Annotated in this window: 14 protein-coding genes; 12 read left to right on the top strand and 2 right to left on the bottom strand. The window is 73.3% G+C overall.

Going from position 1 to position 15,684, the window contains the following annotated elements:
• The first annotated feature begins 64 nt into the window (after positions 1-64).
• The 11 genes from SM573_RS29595 (at position 65) to SM573_RS29545 (ending at position 13,328) form a co-directional block, all read left to right on the top strand.
• Positions 65-2,050, top strand: coding sequence for a TIGR03960 family B12-binding radical SAM protein (locus tag SM573_RS29595; RefSeq protein WP_474617544.1), 1,986 nt, complete (start codon positions 65-67; stop codon positions 2,048-2,050).
• Positions 2,051-2,227: 177 nt separating this feature from the next.
• A complete protein-coding gene (locus SM573_RS29590) occupies positions 2,228-2,671 on the top strand; it encodes a hypothetical protein (protein ID WP_474614622.1) in 444 nt (147 codons plus the stop codon).
• A 10-nt stretch (positions 2,672-2,681) separates the two neighbouring features.
• Positions 2,682-4,178, top strand: a complete 1,497-nt coding sequence (locus SM573_RS29585; RefSeq protein ID WP_474617543.1) for a hypothetical protein — start codon at positions 2,682-2,684, stop codon at positions 4,176-4,178.
• A gap of 10 nt (positions 4,179-4,188) precedes the next feature.
• Positions 4,189-5,625: a type VII secretion-associated serine protease mycosin gene (gene mycP, locus SM573_RS29580; protein WP_474614620.1), complete on the top strand. Its 1,437-nt coding sequence runs from the start codon at positions 4,189-4,191 to the stop codon at positions 5,623-5,625.
• A gap of 244 nt (positions 5,626-5,869) precedes the next feature.
• Positions 5,870-6,583: a TIGR03936 family radical SAM-associated protein gene (locus SM573_RS29575; protein ID WP_474614640.1), complete on the top strand. Its 714-nt coding sequence runs from the start codon at positions 5,870-5,872 to the stop codon at positions 6,581-6,583.
• A 135-nt stretch (positions 6,584-6,718) separates the two neighbouring features.
• Complete coding sequence (locus SM573_RS29570; RefSeq protein WP_474617542.1) at positions 6,719-9,835, top strand: Rne/Rng family ribonuclease; 3,117 nt, start codon at positions 6,719-6,721, stop codon at positions 9,833-9,835.
• Between the two features lie 157 nt (positions 9,836-9,992).
• Entirely contained in the window at positions 9,993-10,511 is a 519-nt protein-coding gene (locus SM573_RS29565; RefSeq protein ID WP_474617541.1) for a hypothetical protein, read from the top strand.
• Between the two features lie 165 nt (positions 10,512-10,676).
• Positions 10,677-10,991, top strand: coding sequence for a 50S ribosomal protein L21 (gene rplU, locus SM573_RS29560; RefSeq protein ID WP_120331153.1), 315 nt, complete (start codon positions 10,677-10,679; stop codon positions 10,989-10,991).
• Positions 10,992-11,002: 11 nt separating this feature from the next.
• Complete coding sequence (rpmA, locus tag SM573_RS29555; protein ID WP_474614617.1) at positions 11,003-11,257, top strand: 50S ribosomal protein L27; 255 nt, start codon at positions 11,003-11,005, stop codon at positions 11,255-11,257.
• Between the two features lie 87 nt (positions 11,258-11,344).
• Entirely contained in the window at positions 11,345-12,808 is a 1,464-nt protein-coding gene (gene obgE, locus SM573_RS29550) for a GTPase ObgE (RefSeq protein WP_474614616.1), read from the top strand.
• 70 nt (positions 12,809-12,878) lie between these two features.
• Positions 12,879-13,328, top strand: a complete 450-nt coding sequence (locus SM573_RS29545; RefSeq protein WP_474614615.1) for a GNAT family N-acetyltransferase — start codon at positions 12,879-12,881, stop codon at positions 13,326-13,328.
• A 23-nt stretch (positions 13,329-13,351) separates the two neighbouring features.
• Here the strand turns inward: SM573_RS29545 and SM573_RS29540 are convergent, their stop codons facing one another.
• Complete coding sequence (locus tag SM573_RS29540) at positions 13,352-14,026, bottom strand: DUF6766 family protein (protein WP_474614614.1); 675 nt, start codon at positions 14,024-14,026, stop codon at positions 13,352-13,354.
• Between the two features lie 125 nt (positions 14,027-14,151).
• Positions 14,152-14,634, bottom strand: coding sequence for a DUF4383 domain-containing protein (locus SM573_RS29535; RefSeq protein WP_474617540.1), 483 nt, complete (start codon positions 14,632-14,634; stop codon positions 14,152-14,154).
• A 257-nt stretch (positions 14,635-14,891) separates the two neighbouring features.
• On the opposite strand from SM573_RS29535, the gene SM573_RS29530 reads away from it, so the two are divergent.
• Positions 14,892-15,653, top strand: coding sequence for a hypothetical protein (locus tag SM573_RS29530; RefSeq protein ID WP_474617539.1), 762 nt, complete (start codon positions 14,892-14,894; stop codon positions 15,651-15,653).
• The last annotated feature ends 31 nt before the right edge of the window (positions 15,654-15,684 follow it).

Here is a 15,684-nt window from a genome sequence, read left to right as displayed (position 1 = left end):
CCACCCCGGTCTCTGACCGCCGTGCGCGTGGCCGCGGTCCGGTGGACGCGTACCCTTGGGCATCATGAGCGTCCAGTCCACGACGCCGCGCCCTGTCGCGGCCAACTCCGTCTGGCCCCAGCTGGAGCCGCTGCTGCCCCAGGTGACCAAGCCCATCCAGTACGTCGGTGGCGAGCTGGGGGCGGTGGTCAAGGACTGGGACGCGGCGGCCGTGCGCTGGGCGCTGATGTACCCCGACGCGTACGAGGTGGGCCTGCCCAACCAGGGCGTGCAGATCCTCTACGAGGTGCTCAACGAGCTGCCCGACGTGCTCGCCGAGCGGACCTACGCGGTCTGGCCGGACCTGGAGAAGCTGATGCGGGCGCACGGCGTGCCGCAGTTCACCGTCGACGCGCACCGCCCGGTGCGCGACTTCGACGTGTTCGGCATCTCCTTCGCCACCGAGCTGGGCTACACGAACCTGCTCACCGCCATCGACCTGGCGGGCATCCCGCTGCTCGCCGCCGACCGCACCGAGGCCGACCCGGTGGTCCTGGCCGGCGGGCACGCCGCGTTCAACCCGGAGCCGATCGCCGACTTCGTCGACGCCGCCGTGCTGGGCGACGGCGAGGAGGCGGTCCTGGAGATCACCGCGATCGTCCGGGAGTGGAAGGCGGAGGGCCGCCCGGGCGGGCGCGACGAGCTGCTGCTGCGGCTCGCCCGCACCGAGAGCGTGTACGTGCCGCGCTTCTACGACGTCGACTACCTGCCCGACGGGCGGATCCAGCGGGTCGTGCCGAACCGGCCCGACGTGCCGTTCCGGGTGCACAAGCGCACGACCATGGACCTGGACGCCTGGCCGTACCCGAAGAAGCCCCTCGTGCCGCTCGCCGAGACGGTCCACGAGCGGTACGCGGTGGAGATCTTCCGCGGCTGCACCCGCGGCTGCCGGTTCTGCCAGGCCGGGATGATCACCCGGCCGGTGCGGGAGCGCTCGATCACCACTGTCGGTCAGATGGTGCAGCAGGGGCTGGAGTTCTCCGGCTTCCACGAGGTGGGCCTGCTCTCCCTCTCCTCGGCAGACCACTCCGAGATCGGCGACATGTGCTCGGGCCTGGCCCAGCAGTACGAGGGCACCAACGTCTCGCTCTCCCTGCCCTCCACGCGGGTGGACGCGTTCAACATCGACCTGGCGCAGGAGCTGTCCCGCAACGGCCGGCGCACCGGTCTGACCTTCGCGCCCGAGGGCGGGTCGGAGCGGATCCGCAAGGTGATCAACAAGATGGTGTCGGAAGAGGACCTCATCCGCACCGTCGTCACGGCGTACACCAACGGCTGGCGGCAGGTGAAGCTGTACTTCATGTGCGGCCTGCCCACCGAGACCGACGAGGACGTGCTCCAGATCGCCCGGATGGCGCACGAGGTCATCAAGGCCGGCCGCGAGGCGACCGGCTCGAAGGACATCCGGTGCACCGTCTCGATCGGCGGCTTCGTCCCGAAGCCGCACACGCCGTTTCAGTGGGCGGCCATGGAGCGCCCCGAGGTGATCGACAACCGGCTCAAGCTGCTCAAGCAGGCCATCAACGCGGACCGGTCGCTCGGCCGGGCCATCGGCTTCCGCTACCACGACGGCGAGCCATCGCTGATCGAGGGCCTGCTCAGCCGTGGTGACCGCCGCGTCGGCGCGGTGATCCGCAAGGTCTGGGAGAACGGCGGCCGGTTCGACGGTTGGAGCGAGCACTTCTCCTACCAGCGCTGGGTCGACGCCGCGGCCGAGGTGCTGCCCGCGTTCGGCGTGGACCTGGACTGGTACACCACCCGCGAGCGCGACGAGCTCGAGGTGCTGCCCTGGGACCACCTGGACTCCGGGTTGGACAAGGACTGGCTCTGGCAGGACTGGCAGGACGCGCTCAGCGAGTACGAGCAGGACGACTGCCGGTGGACGCCGTGCTTCGACTGCGGTGTGTGCCCCGCGATGGACACCGAGATCCAGATCGGGCCGACCGGGAAGAAGCTGCTGCCACTGACCCCGGTCAACGGCCTGAAGCTGCCGAGCGGCGCGCAGCGGTAGCGCCGACACGTCCGGAGCGCGGGAACCCGTCGGGGTTTCCGCGCTCCGTCGTCTCCGGTGGCCCGCCGTCGCGCGAACGTCCCGTGACGCGGGGTGGGGATGCCCCGACTGGCCGTCAATGGATACGCTGCCTCCCACATGGACTGATCGGCGGGTACGCACGGGGAGGGCAGCGCTATGGGCGACATCAGTCCGCCGAGCGTCGGGGATCTGAGGGTCAGCGTCGAGGACCTGGACGCCGCGGCGGCGTACGTCGAGAGACTGAAGCAGTACGTCGACGACACCATCATCTACGAGATGGACCGCATCAAGGAGCGGATGAAGGGCGACGGGACGAACGCGCAGACCGTGCCCAACGGCACGCCCTTCGGGGCGTACGAGGACGCCCGGATGCAGTGGCAGACGCTCACGACGTCGACGGCCAACATGGAGGGTCACCTGAAGCGGCTCTCCCAGAAGCTCGACGCGCTCAAGAAGGGCACCGAGGACATCGCGCAGGCGTTCCGCGACGTCGAGGCGCGCAACGCCGCCACCGGCAAGGAGATCGAGCGGATGCTCGAGTCCGCCGCGCCGCCGCCCGAGGCCGGCGCCACGCCGCCCACCTACCCGTACAACGGCTGAGGGGACGACCATGGCTGGAGGAACCTGGGAACGCTGCGTCCGCGAGGTGACGCTCTCGGCCGACCCGGAGACGGTCGGCTCGGTCGGTGCGGGTTGGCACAACCTCAGCGCCGGTCTCGGATATCTGCGCGACGCGCTCGTCGGCCGGTCGTTCATCGGCCCGGTCGCGACCGGTACGGAGCGCCCGCACACCGGCGGCCTGCCCGCCATGCTGGCGGGATGGAAGGGCAGCGGCGGTGACGCCTATCGGGAGCACCTCAGTGAGATCGGCAAGGAGATCGAGGATCTCATCACCAACGCGAGCAACGTCAGTGGGGCGCTGACGCGAATCGAGGGCGACATCCGCAAGGCGGTGGCCAGCATCCCGATCCCGCTGATGGACGACTTCGGTCTCAACGAGTGGAGCCTGCCCAACGGCACCGAGCTCGACGACGCCCGCGACGGCGAGAGCGCGTCGGGCTTCCTCGCCGCCCTGCGGCAGGACTACCAGAACAACCCGGCGTCCTACGCCGACGGGGCGTTCCGCGACAAGGCCGACGACCTCGAAGCGACCATGAAGATCGACGGTCGGGCGGCCGACAACGAGCGGGGCGGACTCTGGGACACCAGCTCCCACCTGGACAACTGGTACCGGGACAACCAGCAGGCGGCGAACGGCGCGATGTCGCCGCTGCCCAAGGCGGTCGTGGACGAGCGGCCGAAGCTGGCCGTGCCGGAGCCGAAGTGGGACGCGTCCGACGACTACCGTCCGGAAGAGCGGGTGCCCCCGACGGGCCGGCCGGACATCGGCGGCGGCTTCGACAAGCCGAACATCGGCAGCGAGCGTCCCTCCGTCGGTGACATGCCGAACATCGGCGACACCAGTCCGCCGCCCCCGCCCTCCTCCGTCGAGCCGGGGCCCTTCTCCCCGCCCTCGACGACCGGGCCGGGGGATCTCGGCGGCAGCGCCCCGCCGCCCGGTGGCTCGTACACGCCCCCGTCGACCGGGTCCGGCTACCCCGGCTACCCGGGAAGCGACGACGACTACGGCACCGGTCTGGCCGGTGCCGCGCCGAGCACCATCGGCGGTGGCGGTCTCGGCGGCAGCGGTCTCGGCGGCGCCGGGCTGGGCAGCGCGGGGCTCGGTGGGGCCGGTCTCGGCGGTGGTGCCGGTCTCGGCGGTGGTGCCGGCGTCGGCGCGGCCGGCGGTATCGGTGCCGGCGGTGGCGTGGGCGTGGCCGGCGGCATGATGGGCGGTATCCCCGGCATGGTGGGAGGCGGCAACGGCAAGGTGCCGCCGATGACCAGTGCGGCCACCGCATTGCGCAACGCGGCCGGTGCGGCCGGAGGGGCCGGTGCCGGGGGCGCCCGTGCCGGCATGGGCGCCGGGATGATGGGCGGCGGCATGATGGGCGGCCACGGGGGCGCCGGGCATGGCGGCGGCGGCAGCGAGCACTCGTCGTGGTTGACTGAGGACGACGATCCGTGGGGCACCGATGACGGTGCGTCCCCGGGCATCCTGCGGTGAGGATGGACGGATGAGGGTGAACGTCCTCCGGCCGGTCACGGCCGGGCTGGCGGCCGTGCTCATGGTGGTGGGGGCCGCCCAACCGGCGGCCGCCGCCGACCGGCGGGGCGAGCAGTGGTACCTGGACGAGCTTCGGATCGACCAGGCGCACGAGCTCTCCACCGGTCGTGGCGTGGTCGTCGCGGTGGTCGACAGCGGTGTGGACGCGACCCACCCCGACATCCGTGGCCAGGTGTTGCGCGGGGCGCAGAGCTTCGGCGCGTCCGGCGACGGCCGGACGGACGAAGAGGGGCACGGCACCCACATGGCCGGCATCATCGCGGCGACGAACGCCGCGCGAGACGGCGTGGACGGTATCGCCCCGGCCGCGAAGATCCTGCCCATCAGGATCTACAAGGACCGGGAAGGGATCGACACGAGCGCCTCGGCCCGGGGCATCCGCGCGGCCGTCGACGGCGGCGCGAAGGTGATCAACCTGTCCTTCGGTGGGCCGGGTGCCGCCGGCGCCGACGTGGAGAGCGCGATCGCGTACGCCCTGGAGCACGACGCGGTCGTGGTGGCCGCGGCCGGTAACACCGCGCGCGGGAGCGTCGAGGTCGACGCCCCCGCCAAGGTCCCCGGCGTGATCGCCGTGACCGGCACCACGCGGGGCGGCCGGTTCTGGTCGGGATCCGCGTCAGGGCCGGAGGCGGTGATCGCCGCACCCGGCGACAGCATCTTCAACATCGGCCCCGACCACGGCTACGGCTGGGGTGACGGCACCTCCGACGCCACGGCCGTCGTCTCCGGTGTCGCGGCCCTGATTCGGGCCAGGTATCCCGATCTCGACGCGCCGAACGTGATCAACCGGATCATCCGTACGGCCCGTGACGGCGGCGCGCCGGGTCGGGATCCGCAGTTCGGGTTCGGCCTTATCGACCCGGTCGCCGCGCTGCGCGCGGAGGTCCCGGCGGTCACCGCGAACCCGTTGCTCGACCCGGACGCCGCGGGCAGCCAGGGGCCGGCCCGGTCGGCCGGTGAGGACGAGGAGTTCGACGTCACGGAGTACGGCGACCGCGGCGGCCCCAGCGACCAGCAGGTCATGGTGATCGCCATCGGTGTCGCGGTGGCGGTGCTCGTGCTGCTGGGGCTGGTGATCTTCCTGATCTGGAACCGGCGCAGGTACCGGCGCGAGGCGAGCCTGGCGGCCGGGCTGGACGACCGGGCGGGCGGGGCCGGGCACGGGCCGACACCCGTCCCCGCCGGGCACGTCCCGTCGGGCGTACCGCCTGCTCCGGGCGGCTACGGCCCGCCCGGCGCGGGTCAGGCGACCGCCCAGGGCGGCGGCTACGCCCCGCCGTCCGGGTACGCCCCACCTCCCGGTTACGGATCCCCCTCGGCTCCGCCGGGGACGCCGCCCGCGCCGCCGGGGACGTACCCGCCGCCGGGGAGCGGCAACCAGCCCTGACCGTGGAAGGCCGGCCGGTGACCAGAGGGTCATCGGCCGGCCTTCGGCGTTCCCGGCCCCGCGCAGGTGGGACTCCCTGACGGGTCTGTCCCGGTTCGTCGGGGCACTCCGACCGCCCCGGCTGCGTACCGTCACGAGCCCTGCGCCAGGATGGGACGGACACACAGGTACACCCGAGGAGCTCACGATCGCCAGAAAGCCTCAACCCGAGGGCGGCCAGGCGCCGGTCGTCCAGCGGGTCCGGATCCGGTACGCCAAGCGTGGACCGCTGCGGTTCACCTCGCACCGGGACTTCGCCCGGGCCTTCGAGCGCGCGCTGCGCCGGGCCGGCGTACCGATCGCCTTCTCCCAGGGCTTCACCCCCCACCCGAAGATCTCGTACGCCTCGGCGGCCCCGACGGGGGTGGCGAGCGAGGCCGAGTACCTGGAGATCGGCCTGCGGGAGCGGGTCGACCTGGCGCAGCTGCGGGCCGCCCTGGACGCGGCGCTCTCGCCCGGGCTCGACGTGCTGGACGCGGTGGAGGCCGCCGGCGGGAGCCTGGCCGACCGGATCGAGGCGTCGCGGTGGCGGATCGAGCTGCCCGAGGTGGACCGGGGCGCGCTGGAGCGTGCTGTGGCGGCCTTCACCGCCGCCACGGAGATCCAGGTCGAGCGGATGACCAAGCAGGGACGGCGTACCTTCGACGCGCGGGCGGCCGTCATCGGCATCGATGTGCGGGAGCCGTCGGAGACGCCTTCCGGGGCACCGGCCGTACCGTGTGCGATACTCGAAGTGGTCGTGCGGCAGGTCACCCCGTCCGTACGACCCGATGACGTCCTTTCCGGCCTCCGCGTGGTGGCCGACCTGGAGCCGCCGGTTCCGCCACGGGTGATCCGGCTGGCTCAGGGCACGCTGACCGCGCAAGGCGAGATCGCGGATCCGTTGGATGCGGACCGCGACGGGGCAACCATCGTGTGAGCGCTGACCGTCGGTCGGTGCTCAGGTAGGCAGACTTCGGCGGTCGCGCACCAGCGCGCCGGCGGAACACTTTTGCGGCGACCCTGCGTGGCAGCGCTCACCCGCGCCCGGGGCAGCCAGAACTGGAGAACGTCCATGCTCGAGAACGAGCCCGAGGGCGGCGAACGGACCGGTTCACAGCCGGCCGGCGAGACCGCCGAACAGCACCACACCGCCGTCGCTGGCGCGGTGGAGAGCGGTGACGCCGCGGAGGGCACGGTCAGCGAGGCCGCCGCCGAGGTGGCCACCGAGAGCGCCCAAGCCGCCGGCGAGGGCGCCGCCGAGATCACTCCGCCCGCGCCGGCCCGGCGTGCCCGCGCCAGCAGGAAACGAGTCGCGCCGGTGACCCCGGCGGAGCAGACCGACGCCCCGGTCGAGGCGTCCGCCGCCGGCACGGGCAGCGGGGAGTCGCCGCAGGCCGAGGTCCTCGCGCCCGTCTCCGGTGACCTCGACTCCGCTCCGAAGACGCCGCGGCGCCGCCGCAAGGCGACCGCCGCGAAGACCGTCGAGGAGCCGCTCGTCGTGGCGTCCGCCGAGGAGGCCTCCGCGGAGATCCTCCCGCCGGTCAAGGTCACCCGCACCCGGCGGCGGAAGAGCACGCCGGCCGCCGAGGAGACGCCGACCGAGGCCGTCGACACGCCGGCCGAGCCGGTGCCCCCGGCGGCCGAGGCAGCGCCCCCGGTCGCGGAGGTGGCCGAGCCGGAGCTCCCGGCCGACGAGACGACCCCCGGGACCGGAGCGGGTCGGCCGGGTGCCGAGGCCGCCACCGAGCCCGCGGAGGCGCCGGGTGACGTGTCGCCCGGTGCCGCCGTCCCCGGCGTCAGCGAGCGGCTCACCGAGGCGGCCGAGGCGGCCGAGGTGGAGCAGCCGCGCACCCGCCGTCGGCGTGCGGCGCTCACCGCGCCCACGGTCCTGTTCATGCCCCCGCAGCCGGAGGCGGCACCGGTCGTCCGGGCCGTCGAGCCGGCCGCCGAGCCGACCGCCGAGGAGCCGGCCGAGCCGTCCCGGCGCCGCCGGCGCGGCCGGCGCGACGCCGAGGTGGCGGAGCCGGTCGAGGCGGAGCCGGAGCTGACCGAGGAGGCCGTCGAGGAGGCCGAGGCCGCCGAGACGGACGAGGACGAGGACGACACCGCCGCCGGCCGTCGGCGCCGTCGGCGCGGTCGTCGTGGCCGGGGCCGAGGCAAGGGCGGTGCCGACGAGGCCGAGGACGAGGAGTCCGAGGAGGCGGCTCAGGTCGTCGAGGCGGAGGCCGAGGACGAGGAGTCCGAGGACGAGGAGTCCGAGGACGGGATGACCCGCCGCCGGCGGCGTCGCCGCCGCCGGGGCGCCGGTGACGTCGAGGCCGGGGCGGACGACGGCGTCCCGACCGTGGTCAAGATCCGCGAGCCTCGTCGCACCGTGGACGAGGTGCAGGGGGTGTCCGGCTCCACCCGGCTGGAGGCGAAGCGCCAGCGCCGCCGGGACGGCCGGGAGCAGCGCCGTACGCGGCCGCCGATCCTCAGCGAGTCGGAGTTCCTGGCCCGCCGCGAGTCGGTGGACCGGGTGATGGCGGTCCGCCAGCGCGGCGACCGTACGCAGATCGCGGTGCTCGAGGACGGCGTCCTGGTCGAGCACTACGTCACCCGCAGCTCCTCCGGCACCATGGCCGGCAACGTCTACCTGGGCAAGGTGCAGAACGTCCTGCCCAGCATGGAGGCGGCCTTCGTCGACATCGGCCGGGGCCGCAACGCGGTGCTCTACGCCGGCGAGGTCAACTGGGACACCACCGGCCTCGAGGGGCGGGCGCGCTCGATCGAGCAGGCGCTGAAGTCGGGCGACTCGGTGCTGGTGCAGGTCACCAAGGATCCGATCGGGCACAAGGGCGCCCGGCTGACCAGCCACATCGCGCTCTCCGGCCGGCACCTGGTCTACGTGCCGAACGGCAACGCGTCCGGGATCAGCCGCAAGCTGCCGGACACCGAGCGCAAGCGGCTGCGGGACGTGCTGAAGAAGCTGGTCCCCGACGGCGCGGGCGTGATCGTCCGGACGGCCGCCGAGGGCGCCAGCGAGGACGAGCTGGCCCGGGACGTGAAGCGGCTCCAGGCGCAGTGGGAGGACATCCAGGCGAAGGCGGCCGAGGGCGGCGCCCCGGTGCTGCTCTACGAGGAGCCCGACCTGGTCATCCGCGTGGTCCGGGACCTGTTCAACGAGGACTTCCGTGAGCTGGTCATCGAGGGCGACGAGGCGTACGACATGGTCGACTCGTACCTGTCGCACGTCTCGCCGGACCTCGTCCCGCGACTGCGCCGGCACGCCGGCACCGCCGACGTCTTCGCCGAGTACCGGATCGACGAGCAGATCCTCAAGGGCCTGGACCGGAAGGTCTTCCTCCCCTCGGGCGGTCACCTGGTGATCGACCGGACCGAGGCCATGACGGTGGTCGACGTCAACACCGGCAAGTACACCGGTGCCGGCGGCAACCTGGAGGAGACGGTCACCCGGAACAACCTGGAGGCGGCCGAGGAGATCGTCCGTCAGCTCCGGCTGCGCGACATCGGCGGCATCATCGTGATCGACTTCATCGACATGGTGTTGGAGTCGAACCGCGAACTGGTGCTGCGCCGGCTGACCGAGTGCCTGGGCCGGGACCGCACCAAGCACCAGGTCACCGAGATCACCTCACTGGGTCTGGTGCAGATGACCCGCAAGCGGATCGGCGCGGGGCTGCTGGAGGCGTTCAGCGAGACCTGCGAGTGCTGCAAGGGCCGTGGCGTGATCATCCACACCGAGCCGGTGCCGGAGAAGCCGCGTACCGGCGGGGCGGGGGAGAAGGTCAAGGCGGTGGCCTCCGCGGTCGCCGGCCCGGCCGCCGAGACCTCCGGCACGTCGCGGCGCCGGGCGCGCAAGAGCGCTCCGGTGGAGCGGGCGGTGGCCGAGGTCACCGAGGCCGACACCGCCGCCGCGGCGCCGGTCAGCGGAGGTGCGGACGCCGTCACGGGCGCCGACACGACCACCGACGCCGACTACTTCGACACGATGGGCTACGACCTGTCGCGGTACGAGTCGGACACCGAGGCCGCGCCGGCGGTCGCCGACAGCCAGGAGGGCGACTCGGCCCGGCTGGCCGCGGCGGACGACCCCGACGCGATCGGCGACGACGGCGACGAGGCCGAGGGGAGCACCGGCCGACGCCGGTCCCGCCGCGGGGGCGCCCGGCGGCGTACCCGTCCCTGACGTGGCCTGACCGGCGGGGCGCGGCGTGCGCCGCCGCCCCGCCGGATGGACGGCACGGCCCCTACCCGGCATCCTGGCGGGGTGGGGGCCTCGCTCGTCCGGGTGGGGCGTCCCGGCCTCGACGCCGAACCGCGCGCCCGGCAGCGGAGGGAGCGGCATGCGCCGGCTGCTCGTCGCGACCGTACTGGTCGCCGCCGCCTGGCTGGTCGCGGGCTGCGACGGCGCGGAGCCGGTGACCGCGCCGACCGGAGACGCCGCCCCGACCGCACCCGCCGCGCCGACCGGAGGTGCCGCACCGGCGTCCACCGCACCGGCGGGGAGCACCCCGGGCGGCACCCTGACGGGCGGGAACACCCGTGAGGTCTGCGCCGCGGTCCGACTGGTGGAGGCCACCGCGCTGCGGAGGTACGACGAGGAGCTGGGCCGGATGGTCGCGGCGGTCGGCGCGAACAACCACGCGGCGGCCGATACCGCCCGGCGGAACGCCGAGGCGGCGCTCGCCGAGTGGCGGGCCGTGCTGCGCGAGCAGGCGACCCGGGCCACCGACCCGGAGCTGGGCGCCCTGATCCGCGCCCTGAGCGCCGAGGTGGAGGCGTTGGGCGCCGACGTCGGCGGGCTCGACGAGACCGCGCTGGACCGCCTGCGGCAGCGCTTCGACCTGCTCTGCCGAGGCTGATCGGCCGGGTCGGTTTGGGTACCGGCCCGGGCATGGCGTACTCTTGCCTGCGGTGCACTCTTGTGCGCCGAGTTCCCGCGTGCCCGCGCCGCCGTGCCACTGCTACCCGGCGAGCCGCCGTGGGGACGACCACCAGCAGCCTCAACGACAGGGAGTCCGCCTCCGATGTACGCGATCGTCAAGACCGGCGGCAAGCAGTACAAGGTCGCCGAGGGCGACGTGATCGAGGTCGAGAAGCTCGCCGGCGCCCCCGGCGACGCGGTGCAGCTGACCGCGGTGCTCCTCGTCGACGGTGACGACCTGGTGACCGACGCGGCCCAGCTCGCCAAGGTCGCGGTGTCCGGCGAGATCGCCGCGCACACCAAGGGCCCCAAGATCCGGATCCACAAGTTCAAGAACAAGACCGGCTACCACAAGCGCCAGGGTCACCGCCAGCCGCTGACCCAGGTCAAGGTGACCGGCATCTCCAGCGGGAAGTAGGTCGTCCTCAGATGGCTCACAAAAAGGGTGCGTCCAGCTCGCGTAACGGTCGTGACTCCGCGGCCCAGCGGCTCGGCGTGAAGCGCTTCGGTGGTCAGGTGGTCAGCGCCGGCGAGATCCTCGTCCGGCAGCGGGGCACCAAGTTCCACCCCGGTGACCTGGTCGGCCGCGGCGGCGACGACACGCTCTTCGCTCTGGCCGCCGGTGCGGTGCAGTTCGGCACCAAGCGCGGTCGCAAGACCGTCAGCATCGTGCCGCAGCAGTAGTTCTGCAGGCGTCGCGGGCCGGGGCTGGTGTCCCGGCCCGCTTCGTTTTTCTCGTGCGGGAGTTCTCCCGCTGGAAGGATTGACAGCGTGACGACGTTCGTTGACCGGGTCGTCCTGCATCTGCAGGCCGGCGACGGCGGGCACGGCTGTGTCTCGATCCACCGGGAGAAGTTCAAGCCGTTCGGCGGCCCGGACGGCGGCAACGGCGGGCACGGCGGAAGCGTGTCGCTGGTCGTCGACCCGCAGGTGCACACGCTGCTGGACTTCCACTTCCGCCCGCACGTCAAGGCGCCGAACGGCAAGGGTGGCGCCGGGTCGCACCGGGACGGCGCGAACGGCACCGACCTGGTGCTCAAGGTGCCCAACGGCACCGTGGTGCAGGCCCTCGACGGCACGGTGCTCGCCGACATGGTGGGCGCGGGCACCACCTTCGAGGTGGCCCGGGGCGGCCGGGGCGGTCGCGGCAACGCGGCGCTGGCCAGCTCCCGGCGCAAGGCGCCCGGCTTCGCCGAGCTGGGCGAGCCCGGCGACCGGCTCGACGTGGTGCTCGAGCTGAAGAGCGTCGCGGACGTCGGCCTGGTCGGCTTCCCGTCGGCCGGCAAGTCGTCGCTGATCTCGGTGATCTCCGCGGCCAAGCCGAAGATCGCGGACTACCCGTTCACCACCCTGGTGCCCAACCTCGGCGTGGTGCGGGTCGACAACCACACCTTCACCGTCGCCGACGTGCCGGGCCTCATCCCGGGTGCGGCCAGCGGCAAGGGCCTGGGGCTGGAGTTCCTCCGGCACATCGAGCGCTGCGCGGTGCTCGTGCACGTCATCGACACCGCGACGCTGGAGCTCGGCCGGGATCCGCTGGCCGACATCGAGGCCATCGAGTCCGAGCTGAACGAGTACGGCGGGCTCGCGGACCGCCCCCGGCTGGTGGCCCTCAACAAGATCGACGTGCCGGACGGCCGCGATCTCGCCGAGATGGTCCGCCCCGACCTCGAGGCGCGCGGCTTCCGGGTGTTCGAGGTCTCCACCGCCACGCGGGAGGGGCTGAAGGAGCTCACGTACGCGATGGCGGAGGTGGTCGAACAGGCCCGCGCCGCCGCGCCGATCGTGGAGCCGACCCGGATCGTGATCCGGCCGGCCGCCGTGGACGACGCCGGCTTCACCATCGAGGCGGAGGCGGACGGCTCGTACACGGTGCGCGGGGCGCGGCCGGAGCGATGGGTCCGGCAGACGAACTTCGACAACGACGAGGCGGTCGGCTACCTCGCCGACCGGCTGGCCCGGCTCGGTGTGGAGGAGAAGCTCGCCAAGGCCGGGGCCCAGCCGGGCGACCTGGTCCGCATCGGTGAGCGCGAGTTCGACTGGCAGCCGACGCTGTACGCGGGGGTCGACTTCGTCCCCGGTGTCCGCGGCGCGGACCAGCGGCTGGAGGAGAAGCCGACCCGGGCCAGCGCGGCGGAGCGGCTCGCCGCCCGCAAGGCGCGCCGGCAGCGGCCCGCGGACGAGATCGAGGCCGACGCGGCGGACGACACCGACGACGTCGACGACGCCGAATAGCTCGCTACCGTCCGCGATCGGGTCGATTGGCGGAAACCTGGCGGAAATCCGCCCGGCCTACCGTGAAGTGGTGCTGATCGAGTCCCGTGCCGTCACCGACCCGGAAGTCGCCGCGCTGGTCGCCGCCCAACAGCGTGAGCTGCGTGAGGCCGACGGCGGGCTGGACGGGCAGGTGACCGTCACGCACGACGACATCCGCTACCTCGCCGTGGTGGTCAACGGCCGGGCGGTCGCCTGCGGCGGGCTCCAGGCGCTCGACCCGGAGACCGGCGAGGTCAAGCGGATGTACGTCCGGCCGGCGTACCGGGGGCGGGGCATCGCCCGGCAGCTGCTCGCGGCGCTGGAGGAGCTGGCGTACCGGTCGGGGCACACCCGGATCTGTCTGGAGACGGGGACGTACCTGCCGGCGGCGATCGGGCTCTACACGTCGTGCGGGTACGAGCCGATCCCGGTGTACGGCGAGTACGTCGGCAACCCGTACAGCGTCTGCTTCGCGAAGCGGCTGCCCGTGCCGGCCTGACGGCGCGGGTCCGGTCGTCGCCGTCAGGCGCCCGTCTCGGCGTGTGCCCGGGTGACCGGCTTCGACTCCGGCGAGGCGTGCTGCCGCAGGAAGATGCTCAACACGATGAGCGTGCCGACCGCCAGGAACTCGCTCTGCCAGTTCTGCATCGACTGGAACCAGAAGTCGCTGGTGCCGAGGAACTGCCAGGCGCTGATCGGCGGCGCGCCGCTCTGCAACGCCTGCTCCGCGTTGTACGCCGCCGTGCCGCCGAGCAGGTGGCCGAGGAACGAGCCTCCGAAGATCAGCAGCAGCGCGAGGGACAGGCTGTTCCGGTAGATCACCAGCGGCAGCCCGCCGACGCGTACCGGCCACGGTGACGCCGGGGTGGCCCGCCGCTCGTCGTCCTCGGGCCGGTCGGTCTGGTCCTCCGGCTTCGACTCCGCCGACCCGCGCTGGACCAGATACGCGGTCAGCAGGACGTAGCCGCCCATCTGGAGGAACTCCGACTCCCAGTTCTCGAAGACCGCCTCGGCGAAGTGCCCGGTGCCCAGGTACGCCGGCCAGCTCAGCGGCGCGGCGCCGAACTCGACCAGCTCCTCGTTGTGCGTCTGCCATCCGAACACGCTCTGCAGTGCCAGGAAGACGAAGAACGCGCCGAACATGGCGATCGTCAGGGCGTTGTTCCGCAGCCAGCGCGGCATCTCGACCTCCCTCACCGGACGATCCGGTGACTCTCCGTTGCCCCACGGCGTCGTCGATCAAACGCGACCCAGCGCGGACGGGCGCAGGAGGAGTCCGGCGGACGCCGACGGCGGGTCGGGCGCGGGTGTCGGGGCGGCGCTCAGGGACGGTCGACCGGCGTGTCGAGCCGGCCGCCGGTGCCGTACCGGTTGGAGAGGAGCAAGCCGAGGCTGAGCATGCCGAAGCCCAGCCCGAGGTGCAGCCAGTTGTCGGGGTTGTTCACCGGCAGGAAGTTGGCCGCCCCGTCCTTGTTGATGGCGAAGCCGTAGAGCCAGATGCCGAGATACGCCGCGCCGCCACCGGCCAGGTAGAGCCGGGCGGCGCCCAGGGTGCGGGCCATCACCAGGCCCAGCAGGCCGAAGAACAGGTGCACCGCGTTGTGCAGGATCGAGATCTGGAACACGCCCAGCAGCTTGGCCTCGGAGTGGTGCCCGGCGGCGGCCAGCTCGTCGTAGTTGGTGGTCACCCCCGGGATGAACCCCAGCACGCCGGCCAGGAGGAAGACCGCGGCGACCACCACGGCGGCCAGCTGGACCCGGGGCTTCGGGCCCGCCGGTCGGCCACCGCGTGCGTCCCGTGCCATCGATGCCACCTCCGAGGATTCGTCCCGCCGCGGCTGCCGGGCCCTGATCGTGAGGACCACTCGTCTCGCGGTCCGTGGCGGCGACGTGACGCAGCCCGACGATCCTCCATTTTGAAGTTACGGCCGCCGGTGGCGCAGAGAAATGCCGGAACAGGTATGGACGCGGCGACGGAGGGTAGGTGAATCCGCGGCGGTGAGACGTCCCGCCACGGATTCCCCCAGCACAACCGCGACGACTTCCGAGCGGAAGGGACATCATGACTTACGATCTGTCACCCACGGCTACTCCGTACGGGCAGGAGTCGACCAACGGCGGCGGCGTGCGCGAGCAGGCCCGCCAGGTCGGCGCCGAGGCCGCCCACGCGGGCGGCGCCGTCGCCGAGACCGCCCGCGAGCAGGGCCGGGAGGTCGGCCGCGAGGCCGCCCGCCAGGCCCGTGACCTCTACGGCGAGGCCCGCACCCAGCTCGCCGCGCAGACCGGTGAGCAGCAGCGCCGCGCGGCCGGCGGGCTGCGGTCGCTCGCCGAGGAGATGCGCACCATGGCCGAGCACGGCGGCCAGTCCGGCCCCGTCACCGAGCTGGCCCGCCAGGCCGCCGACCGGGTGCACGGGGTGGCCGGCTGGCTGGAGGCGCGTGAGCCCGGCGACCTGATCTCCGAGGTGCGCGACTACGCCCGGCGGAACCCGGGCACCTTCCTCGTCGGCGCGGCCGTCCTCGGCGTCCTCGCCGGTCGCCTGACCCGCAACCTCTCCGCCGCCGGCGGCGACTCCGGCACCCCCGCCCACGCCGCCTACGACGACGACCCGGAGCGGACCGCCGTCCTCCCGACCCCGACCCCCGGACACGTGCGGAAACAGGTGCCGGGCGGCTACCTCGACCCGACCCCGGCCGCCTACCCCGACCCGGGGACGACCACCGGCTACGCCGACCCGGCCGGCGGCACCGGCCAGCCGCTGCCCCCGGTCACCCGCACGGATCCGCTGCCCGGCGTGCCGACCAGCGGCACGGTGCGTCCGTGACCGGGCGGGCAGACGCGAGGGGAGGCGGGAG

The sequence above is a fragment of the Micromonospora xinjiangensis genome (genome assembly GCF_056150165.1).
This window is presented reverse-complemented; position numbering and strand designations above follow the sequence as displayed.